Raw genomic sequence first — 15,532 nt, 5'->3', positions numbered from 1 at the left:
CTGGAGGCTCAAGCACAGAAGCCAATGAGGCGCCCCCCCCCCCCGATTAGATGGAGGGCGGACATCAACATCGAGGGGGTCAATTTTGGACGCTGATTGGGGGTCACTTTTCGGTGCTGTTTGACAGTATACCGAGCAACAGGGATATGAAGACTCCAGCATATCAGGAACTTACGAAGTTCTTTGTTTCCGAATTTGCACTGATCAGATAGCCGTCATGTTTCTCGATGTTACAACTCGCAAACTGGGAGAGATCGAACTTGAAAACGCAAAAAAAAGAGCGGAGTCTGCTAATAAGTCAAAATCTGAATTTCTAGCAAACATGAGTCATGAAATCCGGACACCACTAAACGGTATCATGGGTATGCTTCAATTGCTCGAATCAACGAAGACGGACCATGAACAAAGAGAATATATTGACATTGCTTTGAGTTCCGGCAGAAATTTAACAAAATTGATTTCTGATATTTTAGATTTATCTAGAATAGAACAAGGTGATATTACCTTAGAAAACCATGGATTTAACATTAGCCACCTTATCGAAGACGTTATTAACACTTTCATCACCGAGTTAACTTCAAAAAAAATAGAATTACATACGCACGTTGAAAATAATATCCCAGAGATTGTCTATGGCGACTCAGGTCGGCTCAGGCAAATTATTTTCAATATCTTCGGAAATTCGATCAAGTTTACGCCACAGGGGCGCGTATCTATCTCGATTGATTCACTCACGGCAGGAAAAATAATACACGTCTTCATAGAAATATCTGATACAGGCATTGGAATTCCTGAAGATAAGCTCGATGAAATTTTTGTTCCTTTCACACAGGTCGATGGTTCATTGACCCGTAAATATGGAGGAGTCGGACTTGGACTCTCCATCGTTAAAAAACTACTGCTGATCATGGGAGGCAGCATTACGGTCGACAACATTGATGGAGGAGGAACTACCACTTGCATTGCAATACCGTTAACAACGGCAGAACCCTCTATGGTAGAAGACATGACTCAATTCCTCAACACTGAACCCCAAATAATCACAAGCCTAAAGTTACTTATTGCTGAAGACGACAAAGTCAACCAATTAACGATATCTAGTTTCGTCAAAAAAATTGGTCACAATTCAAAATTCGTAAATGATGGAACTGAAGCTATAAAGCAGCTTAAAGCTGAAAATTTCGATTTAATTCTGATGGATATACAAATGCCCAACTTGGATGGTGTAGAAACAACTCTCGCTATAAGGAATTCGAACGAAAAATTCTCAAAAATACCTATCATAGCTCTGACAGCTCACGCCATGGCTGGAGACAAAGAAAACTTTCTGGCTCATGGCATGAATGGCTACCTATCCAAGCCAATCGTTCTTGAAGACTTAAAGAATGAAATAGAACAAATATTTCAACAGAAAAAAAGTTTTTAATATTTCACAATAACCACAAGCAATCTAAACAAGCCCACGTCCACCACTTAAAAGGGCAAACGTGGGCTTTCAATTTTCTCTACCGAAGCAAACTACTTCTGTTCCAGCACAATCTTCCTGTCTTCAAGACTCGATACTTTGAATTCGTCTCCAAACTCAAATCCGTAATTTCCCATAAGGGTTGGAGACAACCGCAATCCATTCTTTGAGAACTTTACATTTCCTGAAGCTGCTCTATCTTCCATCCCTTCGATTCGATAGAACTTTTCATCCATCTGCATTAACTTCAGGAGATGAGCTTTCAGGTTTGTTTTTTTTATCCCGAAAGCATCCATGATTTGCTGCGCGGTCTTCCCTTCGGTGATCATGGTACGAAGTTTCACTGCTTCGAATTTCGATTCTTTTCCAGGCATGGGGTACAACTCCTTAAATAGCCAATTTGATTTCCAGAAAGTAGCTTAAAACGTCAAGATGTCAACTCTGTCAAGGATTAACGGCGCAATGAGTCCTTCCGAGATAAATACTTTCTTCGGGTATAATCATGACTTGCGGTTTGGGCATCACCTGCGTCGTCAGGAACGGGTCATTTAATCCCACCTGGACAATCCAGGTGGGGTTAAATACCTCCGGCACGGTTTCTCCCAGGGTGGTCAAATACTTCCGGCCCCGACCAAAGGTCGGCTTTACTATTAAAACTTCAAATTTCGTCCAGTCAAAAACGAAGGAAATTTCGTATTTGAAAAAAGTGTGCCATTACTGGGCATTAATGCCACGACTCACCCGACCTAATGCTCAAGGACCAAGAAAAGGCCATTTTCAGTGTCGTTGGTCGTTACCAGGGCCTGAAAATGGCAGAATTATGCCATCGGAAACCATCGCTTTTGGTTCGAAATGACAAACAGACCCAATTAGAGAACTTTCTACCCATCAGCTGAAAATCTAAAGTTCCAGTAAACTGGACTTTTCAAAAGTCGGCGATGTCACAGTTTTTCTCTGAGCAAACAGCTGAAGCCCTTCCCCGGGGATAAATTTGGGCTTGCGTTTCCCTTGGACACCCATCTCCTGCTCTCTACCGGCCCATTCCTGGGCCTTTTCCAATGGCCGGGGACTTGGGGGTTCCCTCCGGGCCAAAATCCCAGGAAATCGCATCCTACACGCAACTTCCGATTTCCATAGGGCTTTGTCCAACGCCACGCCAGTTCGTTCTAATCGAAATCTAGATTAGCCAACTATAATTACATTTTCGATCAGAGTAAAATTTATCCAAGTAAACCTTGGCACAACGGGCTCAGTCGTGTAAAGAGAAAAGCCAATCCCAAGGAGGTCCCTTTGATGAAAGACCATTTCGACCCCCTGAAACATCTCCGAGAACAATGTAACTGCCAAGTATACCTAGATAACTTTCAAAATGTTTGTCTTCGGTTTGGACCAGGGAACGGTTTGGAAAGCATCATGACAGCGCAATCAGTAGCCAAGCAATACAATACGCAACTACAACTGAGGCTTAAAAATCAATGCATCATAAGCTATGCAAATTTTTCAAACCCAAACTCGCAACACCATGCAACCCATCTCGCCAACAAGACAAAGAGAAACTTTGCAGCCTAACAGACGATCTTCACTGGAATACAGCAAACACACAGTTCTACTTTCGAAAATTGAATGCACAGCAAAGATTTTACGAAATATTTTCAGCTGGTTCGAATACAGCAACATCATTTTTCCCAGCCACTTTAACTTTATACATAGCCCTGTCAGCAACATCAACCAGATCATCAGAAGTCATTCCCTGAATATATTCACCAACACCAATGGAGACCGTAAACTTAACGCCACTCCCCTGAACTTTCCCATCTTTTCTCGGATAAAAATCATAATTTTGCACAGCGATTCTAATTGCATCTGCATGGAGTAGAACCTCATCTGCTGACGATTTACAAACGATGACAAGCTCATCTCCCCCGTAACGAGCCGCATACCATCCATACATTGAAGCATGACTATGAACTATCTTTGCCAAAGCCCTAAGGATATCGTCGCCGACCTGATGACCATATCCGTCATTAATTTCTTTAAAATCATCAATGTCCATCATCAATACAGATAGTTTACAGCCAGTTGACTGACAATTTGAAATTTCAGTGCGTAAATGATTTTCAAGGGCTCCTCGATTATGTAACGGAGCAAGTAACGAATCTACGTTGACCATCTGCTCTAAACTTTTTGCTTTCTGTTGCCACTCTTCAGCTTCGTGCCTGTACGCAGTCAGCATTTCTGTAACCACGACTTTCATTTTCTTTACAATCAATGCTGGGTCTTCATCTTTGTTTAGCACTTCAAGTGACTCGTTGCCATATTTTGCAACTAGATTACTCCGAAAAGACTCTGAAAAAAACAACTCCCGCAAAAAATCATCAATAGCACCTGTCATGGCACCCATGATTTCATTCTGACGAACATATTGGTTCTTTAAATCCTTTGACTTCTTGTTGTCTCCAAAAAACTGTTCCAGTCGCTGTATCACTACACCCAAATGTTCCTCTGAGTTATCTTTCTTTTTTAATTCATAAAATACCCAGCTTTTCAAAAGAGTCTTCTGGGATTCCGTAAAACAGGAAAATTTTGCCAATAGATTTCTTACGATTAAGACAATCGCCAGCCAGGAAGGATCATCCCCATATCCAATTTTATGGATTTCGGAACAGACATTCTGTATTTTGCACTTAACAACAGGGCAAGATTCTGCCATCAGAACCATCCTTTTCAATTTTAATCCTACTTTTTCACTACACTGACTCAATCTTCGTGACTCCGCCAAAATCTTTAATCATTTTCATAATGACTTGTTTTATGGCTGGTTTTGTCAGATAAAACGTTGCGTCACCAGACTGGTAAGCTTCGACTACACTCTTTGGATCATCGAGAACTGTAAGCATTACAACGGCAGTCTCTTTCAGCTTGTCGATATTGTTTTCTTTTTCTATGCTGCGAATATTTTTAAGCGCTTCTTGTCCATCCATTCCAGGCATTATGATATCCAAAAAAATCAGATCATAGGGTCTTTTGTCCTTTAACGATTGAATGAAGAACTGAACTGCTTCTGAACCACCAGACGCTACATCTACGTGGCAATAACTATTCAAAATGCTCTTCATAATAATTTGGCTTGCGACATCATCATCGACCACCAACACCTTCACTTGCGCCTCCTCCTGGGCCAAGAAAACAGTGGACCGCAGTATCATTACAATATCCCATTTTCATAGGACGTTGTCCAGATTCACTGGAACTGCGACTGCTAAAAACGAAAGAAATTTCGTTTTTATAAAAATGTGCCATTACTGATGCTTAACAGTACTTTTAGCCCTACCCAACGCTCCTGGACCAAGGACAGGGCCGTTTCAATGATTGTAGCACCATCACGGGACTTAAAATTCGCAGGATCCTGCGATCCGACACCAGCGTTTTTGGTCCAAATTCTCATCCACCGACGTTGTCGCCGATCCAGCTCGAAATAGACCGATTTCACTGCCCAATCAGCTGAAAATCTAAAAAGCAGCTTCCTGCACTGATCAACCACCTAAAATAGCGAAACTTTCTTCAGGGAACTAGTCGAAGCGTCCCTTTGGGAAAATTTGGGGGTTGGTCTTTTCCCCGTACACCCCTCCCCTGCCCTCTACCGGCCCCGTTCCTTGGCCTTTTCCAATGGCCGGGGCCTTGGGGTTCCCCCCGGGCCAAAATCCCAGGAAATCGCATCCTACAACCAACGTCCGATTTCCATAGGGCTTTCTCCAGTCCAATTGCCAACCTATCCCAAACTCCCGTGACCGCCCCACTGGTCCAGGCTATCCTTCTGCTTAAAAAGCAAAGGAGCCCATATGGTCCAGAAAGATCATGATCTTCTTCAAACTAAGGACGAAATATTCAATGCGTTTCGTCCGATTGAACAGCTTTTCAAAATAATGGATACCAGTTCTGTTGAAATATACGGTCAACTAACGCGCTCATACGCCGATGTTGGAATTACACTGTGTCAAAGTTTCCGTCAAAAACTCGATGCTATTTTAACTGCCGAAACTGGAGATACCGAAAATGACCACCGATAAAGACTGGAACGTCATCTACAGCTACACTAGGGCACAAGCTATCGAAGATGGCGTCCTCATTGACATCTCCACCGATGCCCAAGCCCACGGGTTCAAAGTCCACACCGTCGTTACCGATAACCTCTACCACCAATATGTTGAAGTTCCTACCGGATTGGACGGGAGTTATGGGCAATCCCGGGCTGGCCGACTCCATGATCTGCTGACACTGGCGATGTTCGCCGCCCGGTCCAGCAAAGGGACAGATAGGGTGTACTTCAAAGTCTCGTTCCTGATGGGGCCAGGACGATCTGAAACCGTTGATATCATCGCCCACATCGGCCCTGGTGACAACGCTGAGCCAGTGCTGACGATTATGCTGCCCGAGGATGACTGAACAAAGTTACCAAACTTACCATTTCGTCTTATCGAAGACACCACGCTTTGAAAGTTCTCGCTCTTTGTATTGGTCAAAGCTGGATAAATCAAGGACAGAGCGTTTCTTATGGTCTTTCTTTTTGCCAAGAAACAGCCCGAGTACGACGATTATGCCCATGACCGGAGCTGATCCTATGAACCATTCCATGCCGTCGTTTTACCAGAACGGGGCATCACCTGCCATGTGAAAAAATCTACTGTAAAAACATGATGTTAGACAATAGTTATTCGATTTGAATCGCACGAATTCCATACGGTTTCCAGATGAAATAGCTGCGTGTCATTTAAAACCAAAGTGGCGATGGAATGGCACATAAGAGCTAGGAATTGACCGATGGTGGTAAATGAAAAAGTCTCAACCCACGTTTGGGAGCACTGGATACTCAAAAAAGGGGCTTGAGTGGGAAACCTCGGCCGCCGCATGAAAAAGCGTCACCCGACCCCGGACATCGACGGCGATCACCGCGTCGCCAATGCTGCCCAGGGTGACGGCCTGCAATTCCGGCTGTCGCGCAGCGTTGCTTCCGCCTTGTAGAGGGCCTGGCAATGGTACTGCGTCCGTACTGACGCAGCAGAAGGGCAACCACCACGCCTTAGCTGGCCAGCACAAGGAGCAACAGGAGCAGCAGTCCGGCTGTAGTTATTTAGTTGGAAAACAATTCGCGCCGCAGCGATAGATCAGCTGGGTTTTCCATTTTTTTTCCGATGGGGCGGATGGCTCGCAGCTCTTTTCCCGGCAATACAACTCCGGTCCGCAACAGTCGCGTCCTTGGTCTTCCCTGCATCAGCATCAAAAAATCTTTTTAAGCAATCGAAGTTTGTCAGGCAATACAAGCGAATAATACAGCTATGTGGGAATTAGACTGCAATATAAATGCTGTCCCGTTTCGCCTCCCGGGCTCGCCCATAACGCTTGCCGCCATCCCATTTATGATTTTGTTATCATTGCTTCTTTATGAGCAAAGATCAAGCCTGCCGCTTGTGGGCCATGCCCTGCGCAGCGCGGTTGTGGCGTTCCTCTGCCGAACCTGTTTTCCGATACAATCGAGCTGCCCGGCTGCCAGCTTTTTCTCCTATAACAGTCAAACCTGCCGTTTAAGGGCCATGACGCGCGCTACGACGTTATTGAGTTCTGCGGCGTCAACTGGTTTTGCAATATAATCATCCAGGCCGGCGGCCAGAAATTTTTCCCTGTCGCCGGCCATGGCATACGAGGTCATGGCGATAATCGGGATACCGGCCTTGTCGTCGAACGTCCCGGACCCCCGGATCGCCCTGACAGCGGCCACGCCGTCCAGGACCGGCATCTGGATGTCCATAAGAATCAGATCAAAATCCTGTTTTTCAAGGATGTTGAGTGCATCCTGCCCGTCAACGGCCGTGGTCACGGCGTGGCCGCGCTTTTCAAGCATACGCCGGCCGGCGACACGACTTGTATCGTCATCCTCGGCGATCAGGATGCGCAACGGCATAGTGTCCCGGGGCGGACCCGATGACGCCGCATCGGCCGAAAGGTCCGCCGCGGCACGCGGCAGCCCGAAGGGCAGGACCAAATAGATCGTCGTTCCTTCCCCCGGGGTGTTGTCGACGGCAAGTGCGCCGTGCATGAGCCGCACCAGCTTGCGCACAATGGAAAGGCCAAGGCCGGCTCCCTGGAAAGGACGGGTATAGGAGTCTTCGGCCTGGACGAACGGATCGAAGATGCTGGAAAGCTCCGCGTCGGAGATGCCGATGCCGGTATCGCGCACCCTGAAAAGAATCCGCGCATCGGCGCGGCCTGTGCCGGACAGGGGCGTCGCCGTGACCGTGACGCTCCCCTGATCCGTGAACTTGAGCGCATTGCCCACCAAATTAAATAAAATCTGGCGCACCCTGGCCTCGTCGCCAAGCAGACGTGGCGCAATACCCGGATCAATGGTGAAATCCAAGGCCAGACCCTTTTCCCGGGCCGCAGGCCAAAACAGTTCCAGGATGGATTCCCTGAGGCTGTCCATGGTCCACGGCACCTGGTCGATCCGCATCTTCCCGGCCTCGATACGCGAAAGGTCGAGGATATCGGCCAGCAGGCGGGTCAGGCGTTTGGCCGATTTGACGGCACCGAGCAGGTATTCCTGCTGCTCCGCCGTGGGCTCGGTTAACTGCAGCAGTTGGAGCATCCCCAGCACGCCGTTGAGGGGTGTGCGGATCTCGTGGCTCATGTTGGCCAGGAACTCGGATTTCGACTTGCTGGCTGCTTCGGCACGCTCCTTCATCGCCAGGAGCTTTGTCTCGGCCAATTTTCGCTCGGAAATGTTTCGAACGATGCCCATGACCAGCGGGCCGGCCTTCGTATCCAACCGCACGCCCTTGATTTCGACGGGAAAGACGTCTCCCCCCTTTTGGCGATGCTGCGCCTCAAAGGCCCAGGAGTTGTGCGTGGCCAACTCCCGGGTAAAGGTGGCAAAACTCTGCGCCGTCTCATTGGCGTCGACGTCGTACACTGCCATGCGCGTCAATTCCTCGCGGGAAAAGCCCGTCTGGCGGGACGCCTCCTCGTTGACGTCGACCAGCCGGCCGTCGGCATCGGAGAGATAGATGGCGTCCCCGGCATTGGCAAACAGCAGCCGGTAACGTTCTTCGCTTTGGGCCAGGGCCGCCTCGGCCCATTTGCGTCTGGTGATGTCGCGGTTGCACCCCCGGCGTCCCCGGTATGTCCCGTCGGCGTCAAAAATGGGTTTGCAGGTATGGCTGATCCAGACGACCTCGCCGGCGGCCGTTACGATGCGCAGATCAAGCTCCCGGTGTTCCGGGTGCCGGCTGTCCACCTCCAGCAGATGACGCTCCCAGATGGGTTTATCTTCGGGGTGAACCATGTGGAGGATTTTTTGGGCAGATTCGCCGGTGAATTGCTGCGCCGTATACCCGGTCATGGTCTGGCAGGAGGGCGACACCCAGAGGTAGCCTCCGTCCGGCGCCCGCCAGTATTCCCAATCATAGATGCTGTCGGCAATGATGCGCAGCTCGGCTTCGACCCGTTTGCGCTCTTCGATTTCCTGGCGCAGACTCAATGTCTTGCGCCGCACCTCCCGCCGCAAATACCACAGGCCGGCCAGGGACAGAAGCAAAAGGCACGGGACCAGCGTGAAGGCGAGGGCGCGCGCCAGGGCCGTGGGATCGACAGCCCGGGCAGGCAGAATCGGCCCGAACCACTTGGCGTACAAGGCGTCGTAGGTCCCGTTGGCAATGACCGTGGCCAACCCTTCATTGAGCAGGGCCAGCAGTTCGGAGTCCCCCTTCCTGACGGCAATGCAGAATTTTTGCTCGAAATCCGCCAGCGGCTTGCCGAACGGCCTGAGGCTTTGGTCATGGAGGACGCTGACATCGACCAGATTGGACAGGCCAAGCTGCCTGACAAGCTGCCAGCCGACGATCTGCTGCGCAATGACGGCGTCATGCCTACCGCTGGCAAGCAGACGGAACGCCTCGGCAAAATCCTTTGTCAGCACCAAATGGTTCGACAAATTTCGACGCAAAGCATACTCGTGGGAGACATCGCCTTGCATGACGACAACTTCTTTGTCCTTTAAATCATTCTCGCCACGGATGCGTTTGTCCCCTTTGCGGACAAAAATTGTGCCATGCATCTTAACATACGGTATGGTGAAATCGAAATACTGCGCCCGCTCTTTCGTGTCAGAAACAAACGGCAGAACATCGATTTTTCCGTCAATCAGTTCCTGCTTGATGCGCTGCCAGGGTCCGGTGTGAAAATTAACGTCCATGTCAACGGACTGTACCACGGCCTTGAGCAACTCAACGGAAAACCCTTCAGCCTCGCCGGTCGGCGTAACCAGGGCAAACGGGGGATAGTCCAACTCGCTGCCAGATTGCAGCAGTCGGTGCGCAAAAGCGTCCACACCTGCAACAAGCAGAAAGAAAAGCAGCAGAAGAAAACCCGGCAGGCATGGCACCAATCGCTTCATGGTGAACTTCATAACTACCACTTATATCACAAAAACCACCAAGAAGAAATACCCGCACGAGCCTGGCAGTTCCAAACCTGCGGCGACGCCATCACCGGGCTGGTTCACTGCCAAGCGGTGCGTCCGGTCGGGGCCGACCCAAGAAGGAATGCGCGCCACACCCGGCGAGTGTAGCGCTGCCGCAACGCATCCTGACGGAAAAGGAACTGCACGAACGGGACAACAGCCACCATGCAGACGGCGCTGCGTCAGACGAACGGGAGGCTCTCCGGCCAACGCGACGCGGCCGGGCGGCTTGGCCGCATTTGCCCAACGCGGCTCTTACGGCTAAAAAAACTGGCCTCGATCTGCCCCGCTTCCAGCCCAGGGAGCAGCAATTATTCCGCGAAAAGCCTGCTTTACGAGCTGTCGGCAGACCAGAGCGCCGGCACGAATTGCTCAGAGCAAACCAAGCAGGCGCACCACCAGCGGCGCAAAGCCGGCCGTAAAAATGCCGGCCAAAATCATGGCCAGCCCGGCCATGGCCCCTTGCTGTTCGCCTTCCATGAGTGCTGTGGCCGTGCCCTGGGCATGGGACACCGTCCCCAGGGCCAACCCCCGGGCCACGGGGTGGCCGATGCCGACGCGGCTCAATAACCAACCGCCCAAAAGCGACCCCAACGTGCCGGTTGCCACCACAAAGGCGGCGCTCAGCGCCGGTATCCCCTCATAAATCCGCGAGATTTCCACGGCAAAGGGAATGGAGACGCCCTTGGGCAGGATGGAGACCACCACCTCCCGGGGCAGTCCCCCCAGGCTGGCGATCAACCCGGCCGACAGCATGGCCAGAAAGGCCCCGAGCCCCACGCTGGCCAGGATGGCCAGCCCGTGGCTGCGCAGGAGCGCACGGTGGCGATAGAGCGGCACGGCCAGGCCAACCGTCGCCGGACCGAGCAGCGTGGTCATGACATCGCGGGCCGGGGCGTAAACGGTGTAGGGCAGATCGCAGGCGGCCAACACCGCAATGATGATGCCGGCGCTTAAGGCCACGACATTGAGCAAGGGGTGGTTGACCGTCAGATAAAGCCGCCGGCAGGCCAGATACGTGGCCACGGTCAGGGCAATAAAGCTTGCCAGCAGGAGCGGGTTGTCCATCTCAGGCTCCCCTGCGGTGCAAAAACAAGGTCAAAAATCCCACCGCAAAAAACGGCAGCACCGAACTGACCACCACGGCAGCCAGCAATACCAGCCCATACTGGTAAAAGACCCCGCCCCAGTCCATGAGGCCCACGGCAATGGGAATGAAGAAAAAAACCAGATGGCGCAGCAGGAAATCCGCTGTTTCGGCCACAGAGGCAAGCTTGACCAGGCCCAGACACAGCAGGGTGAACAGCAACACCACGCCGACGACATTGGCCGGCACAGGCAGGGCCAGAGCCTCGGTGAGCCACCGGCCGGCAAGATACACGCCCCACAGGATGCCCAGCTGGCCCAGATACTTCAGAATACGCATGGTTCCCGCCTTGCTTCGCCGCCCGGGGTGCAAAGGCGCCCGGCGCACGGCTCCATACGCCGGCCGCCTCTTGGAGACAAGTCCTGTGCGGGCTGGCGGCACAATGTCAGCGCTGCGGCCCAAGGCCGCAGCATTGCCGGCCGCCGGTTGCTGGAGCAAACAGCGCCGCCGGCCGGGGAACAGCTCGCCAGCAGCAGAGGGCTGGGCGCTGCCGGGGCCACGCCGCTCTCGAAAAAAGAGTCTCTTGGGCAATCATTCCCCTTCCAACGCTTCCTCGATGTAGGGGGCGATGGGCACGCCGGCTTTTTTGAGATTGTCCCGGGCAAAGCGCACCCGGCTAAAGGCGATGCCGCGCTCGCGCCAGTAGGCGGCCGGATCGTCCACAAAGGCGGCCATGACGGCGTAGCCCTCCTCATAGGTGCGCACCTCGTGGCAGCAGTTGACCACCCAGCGCGGCCCAAGCGGCCCAAGGACATGCCCGCCGCCGGCCAGATCGCTGCTCAGGGTCGCAAACTGCTCCAGGGTCTGGCGCCAGAACGGCTCGCCATTGGGACCAAAGCCCACCGGATCGATGAAAATGTAGGGCGCGGGCAGGCACTGGCCGATCTTTAAAAAGGTGAGCGCCATGTTCACCTCGTAGCTGGTGCCGAAACCACCGAGATTAAAGATTTTAAAGAGCGAGCGGCGGTCCAGGATGTCTTGGCGGGTGTTCATGGCCAGATTGGTGAACTGGGCCACGGCCTCGGGCTCGAAATTGGGGATCTGGCCGATCTCCTCGGCGTCAATGCCGACCCCCAGACGGAAGATGCCGAGCGCCGCTGCCGCGTCGTCCACGATGCGCATGACCCCCGGCCCCGAGCCGTGGGCCACGGCAAACCCCTCGCCCAGACGCGGATGGTCGCGCATTTTTTGCAAAAAGGCCGCGATGGGTTCCTCGAGCACCGGTCCCAGCACGTCGCAGGCCGAGCCGAACATGGCCATGGTGGTATGGATGCGCGGCAAATGCTCCTTGCCCTCGCGCGTCACCCACAGCCCCCGGAAAAACTCCCGCACCTGGGCATGGCCGTTGTATTCGAGCAGCAGATAAAACCGCATGCCCTCGCCTTCCAGTCGCACCAACTCTTCGTAAAGGGTCTGGTCCATGCGGAAAAACGGCGGCCGGCAGGCCTTGCCCGGATGACAGCCCATGCCCCGGGCCGCGACAACGCCGATGCCGTTGCGCTTGAGCACGCGAAGCGTGTCGGCCGGCGGCAAGGCGTCGGCCACAAAGACCTTGGACAGTTTCTGCTCGCCGCCGACGTACTTCAGATCGTCAAGAAACGGCCGCATCCGTTTGGGAATCTCCTCGCCCTCCAGCACCCCTTCGGGCACGTTGCCCCGGGCGTATTCATAGATAAGCCGCCACTGGAATTCCTGCAGCCACACACCCTCTTCCTGTTCCCAGGGAATGGTGATCATCTTGCCGGGCATGAGCACCCGGCCGTAGATGCCGCCATCGGACGGGTCGGCGGCGACTTCGTCGAAAAGCGCCCGGCTGCCGGTTGGGGAAAAAATGTCGGTCAGATCGGCGAAATCGACCCCGGCCGCCAGCACCTCCCGGCTGCGTCCCGGGAGGAGCACCCGTTCGGCCAGCCGGGCCACCTGCCCATCCGGCGGATAGAGCTTTAAGCGCACGGCCAAGCCGTCGGTGGGGGCCGGGGCGTCACCGCTGTTGTACAGCTCCACCTGGCGCGGCGTGCTGATACCGGAGGTGCGGATGCCGTCGAGCAGGCGCGAGGCCAGATGAAAGACCCCGTCGCGGTTGGTCGGCCGGTTGAGAAAGGCGGTAAACGGCCCAAGGGCGATGTGCACCGCCCCGACCATGAAATCCTTGGCCGGCAGCCGGGCCGGCAGGCCTGTGGGGGCCAGACTCTGGAAGATGCCCAGGCCGTGCTTGCCCTTGACCACCATCTCGGCGAAATTGCGCCCAACGCCCAGAAGCCGCGCGGAAAGTACATAGCGCAGATTCTCCAGCACGATCTCAACCACCCCGTCCTCGGCCACGCTGTGGCGGCTGGGCAGCAAAAGCCACCCTCGCTCTATGGCCTCGGCGATTTCGGCCCGCCCCACAGCCGGCCCGCGCGGGATAAAAAGTCGCCCGAAATCCACGCCGCCGTCGCCGCACAGACTGCGCAGATCGGCTAAGGACTCGGCCAAAACGGCGTTTAAGGCCGTAACCGCCACCGGCAGTTCCACGGTGCGGGTCGCGTCCGAGACCATAGGCGCCTCGCCGGTCAGATGGATGTCCAGGCCGATGCGCGAATGGCCGCTGCGTCCGCTAATGTCCATGAAATCGGTCAGCGGCCGGGCTTCCCGGGCGGCGCGGTCGCGTAGATCGCGCACCAGCCCCCGCAGCGCATCGCTGGTATGGGCAAAGCGCATGACGCCGTAGGTCTGGGGCGCGGCCAGCTCGTCGTTGTAATGGACGTCGCCGATATCGACGAGTTGTCCATCGCCGGTAATCAGGGGTGATGCGCTCATAATGCCTCCGCGCGGCCAGCGGTTTCGTCCCCGCCGTGAACCGGACGGCCTTTATACGGCAAGCGCCCGCGGGGGGGAACCCCTGGCGTGGCAGGGCGCGACACAGGGCGCGGCTGGGGCCTTGCCGGACCGGCACGGCGCTGCTAAATTCCGAAACCAAGCTGGCTTACCCGGGATCGGCCCGAAACCCATCTTCCGCCGCCGGAGGCCAACCCGGCAAAGTGACGGCCTATGCCAACGATCCCCTTTTCCCAGATCCGGGCGGGCATGGTGCTCGCCGCCGAAATAGAAAGCCCCGACGGCCGCTATCGGTTGCCGGCCGGCACAGTGCTGGCCGAGAGCCACCTGAAATGGCTGCGCGGCTGGCACATCCGCGAAATCGAGGCCACCCCGGAATCCACCGCCCAGCCCCAGGATGTGGCCGCGTCCGAGCCGGCGGCCACCCCCGAGGAAACCATACGGCAACGCTTTGCCCCCCTGGCACCCGAAGAACCCATCGTAATCACCCTGACCGAACTGGCCCTGGCCCGCGCCGAGACCCTTGCCGCCGTGCGCCCGGCCCGCCCCCCGGCCGCCGGCCGGCAGAAACTGGCCGACGTGCCGACCCCGGAAGCCATCCTGGCCAGCGATCCGGTCCTGGTGTCGCTGCCCGAAGTCTTCATGCGCATCCGCGAGGTTTTAAGCGACCCCAATTCCACCGTGGAAGAAGCCTCGGCCGTCATCGGCAAAGACCCAAGCCTCACGGCCAAGCTGCTAAAACTCGTCAACAGCGCGTTTTACGCCCGCACCCTGCGCGTTTCCGGCGGCCTGCCTCCCGGCCCGGTGGACACGCTGTCCCGGGCGGTCATGCTGCTTGGCCTCAATCAGCTCTCCACCCTGGCCATGGGCGTGTCCGTGCTGCCGCTTTTCAAGGACATCCCGGCCGGATGCATCGATCTGCGCCAGTTCTGGCGGCATTCGATAGGGGTTGGCCTCATCGCCAAACTCATGGCCGTGCGCATGCACGACCCAAGCCCGGAGCGGTTTTTCGTGGCCGGGCTTTTGCACGACATCGGCCGGCTGGTGCTCTACAAACAGGTTCCGGCCGCCGCCGGGGCCTCCATGGCCGAAGCAGCCGCCACAGGGCGGCATCTGGTCGAGGTGGAGCAAGAGTTGTTCGGCTTTAACCACGCCGAACTCGGCGGCATGCTGCTGCACAAGTGGCGGTTCCCCGAAAGCCTGGAGCAGGCCGTGTGGCGGCACCATGCCCCAACCACCGGGGAAGTGCCGCTTGAACCGGCAATCATCTGCGTGGCCGACATGATCGCCGGAGCGGTGCTGCCCGGTTCCAGCGGCGAGCGGCTGGTCCCCCGCCACGACCCAGCAGCCTGGAACGCCGTGGGAATGGCCCCGGCCGATCTGCCGGAACTGGTGGAAACGGCCGAAGCCCATTTCGAGGTCATCTGCGCCATGTTTGCCTAGAGGAAGGCAGAAGAGTGCCTCCGGCGGCCGGGGGGGATAATCCCCCCCGAACCCCCTTGATGGGAAAAGGTTTAAAGGGGAGCCTGTGTTGTAGCGCCAGGCGTTGTTCCCCATAAACCCCTTGCCTTCCAGGTGGGATTCCAAAGGA

General features: G+C 54.8%; 11 protein-coding genes. 4 read left to right on the top strand and 7 right to left on the bottom strand.

All coding sequences use genetic code 11. The annotated features are described in order from the left end of the window. Positions 1–217: 217 nt before the first annotated feature. Complete coding sequence (locus tag GTA51_RS15520; protein WP_160962649.1) at positions 218–1,426, top strand: ATP-binding protein; 1,209 nt, start codon at positions 218–220, stop codon at positions 1,424–1,426. Positions 1,427–1,518: 92 nt separating this feature from the next. On the opposite strand, the gene GTA51_RS15515 is transcribed toward GTA51_RS15520, so the two are convergent. The 3 genes from GTA51_RS15515 to GTA51_RS15505 form a co-directional block, all read right to left on the bottom strand. Beyond that, entirely contained in the window at positions 1,519–1,839 is a 321-nt protein-coding gene (locus GTA51_RS15515) for an ArsR family transcriptional regulator (protein WP_160962647.1), read from the bottom strand. 1,265 nt (positions 1,840–3,104) lie between these two features. Next, a complete protein-coding gene (locus tag GTA51_RS15510) occupies positions 3,105–4,175 on the bottom strand; it encodes a GGDEF domain-containing protein (RefSeq protein ID WP_160962645.1) in 1,071 nt (356 codons plus the stop codon). Between the two features lie 37 nt (positions 4,176–4,212). Then, positions 4,213–4,626: a response regulator gene (locus GTA51_RS15505; RefSeq protein ID WP_160962643.1), complete on the bottom strand. Its 414-nt coding sequence runs from the start codon at positions 4,624–4,626 to the stop codon at positions 4,213–4,215. A 678-nt stretch (positions 4,627–5,304) separates the two neighbouring features. On the opposite strand from GTA51_RS15505, the gene GTA51_RS15500 reads away from it, so the two are divergent. After that, positions 5,305–5,532, top strand: a complete 228-nt coding sequence (locus tag GTA51_RS15500; protein ID WP_160962641.1) for a hypothetical protein — start codon at positions 5,305–5,307, stop codon at positions 5,530–5,532. Then, on the top strand, positions 5,519–5,908 hold the full coding sequence (locus tag GTA51_RS15495; RefSeq protein ID WP_160962639.1) for a DUF6573 family protein: 390 nt from the start codon (positions 5,519–5,521) through the stop codon (positions 5,906–5,908). Before GTA51_RS15500 ends, GTA51_RS15495 begins: the two co-directional genes overlap by 14 nt. Before the next feature lie 1,123 nt (positions 5,909–7,031). Here GTA51_RS15495 and GTA51_RS15490 read toward each other — a convergent pair. From GTA51_RS15490 to GTA51_RS15475, 4 genes are all read right to left on the bottom strand, one after another. Next, positions 7,032–9,911 carry a transporter substrate-binding domain-containing protein gene (locus GTA51_RS15490; RefSeq protein ID WP_160962637.1) on the bottom strand — a complete coding sequence of 960 codons (2,880 nt, stop codon included), beginning with the start codon at positions 9,909–9,911 and terminating at the stop codon, positions 7,032–7,034. A 438-nt stretch (positions 9,912–10,349) separates the two neighbouring features. Further along, complete coding sequence (locus GTA51_RS15485) at positions 10,350–11,045, bottom strand: LrgB family protein (protein ID WP_211922607.1); 696 nt, start codon at positions 11,043–11,045, stop codon at positions 10,350–10,352. 1 nt (position 11,046) lies between these two features. Further along, positions 11,047–11,403: a CidA/LrgA family protein gene (locus GTA51_RS15480; RefSeq protein WP_160962635.1), complete on the bottom strand. Its 357-nt coding sequence runs from the start codon at positions 11,401–11,403 to the stop codon at positions 11,047–11,049. A gap of 252 nt (positions 11,404–11,655) precedes the next feature. Beyond that, a complete protein-coding gene (locus GTA51_RS15475; RefSeq protein WP_160962633.1) occupies positions 11,656–13,923 on the bottom strand; it encodes a Rossmann fold nucleotide-binding protein in 2,268 nt (755 codons plus the stop codon). Positions 13,924–14,154: 231 nt separating this feature from the next. On the opposite strand from GTA51_RS15475, the gene GTA51_RS15470 reads away from it, so the two are divergent. Then, positions 14,155–15,384, top strand: coding sequence for an HDOD domain-containing protein (locus tag GTA51_RS15470; RefSeq protein WP_246198175.1), 1,230 nt, complete (start codon positions 14,155–14,157; stop codon positions 15,382–15,384). Positions 15,385–15,532 lie beyond the last annotated feature (148 nt).

Origin of the sequence: Solidesulfovibrio aerotolerans (assembly GCF_009856865.1) — a bacterium.
In the GTDB taxonomy this organism is placed as follows: domain Bacteria; phylum Desulfobacterota; class Desulfovibrionia; order Desulfovibrionales; family Desulfovibrionaceae; genus Solidesulfovibrio; species Solidesulfovibrio aerotolerans.
The sequence above is the reverse complement of the archived record's forward strand: the minus strand, read 5'-3'. Positions and strand labels throughout refer to the sequence as shown.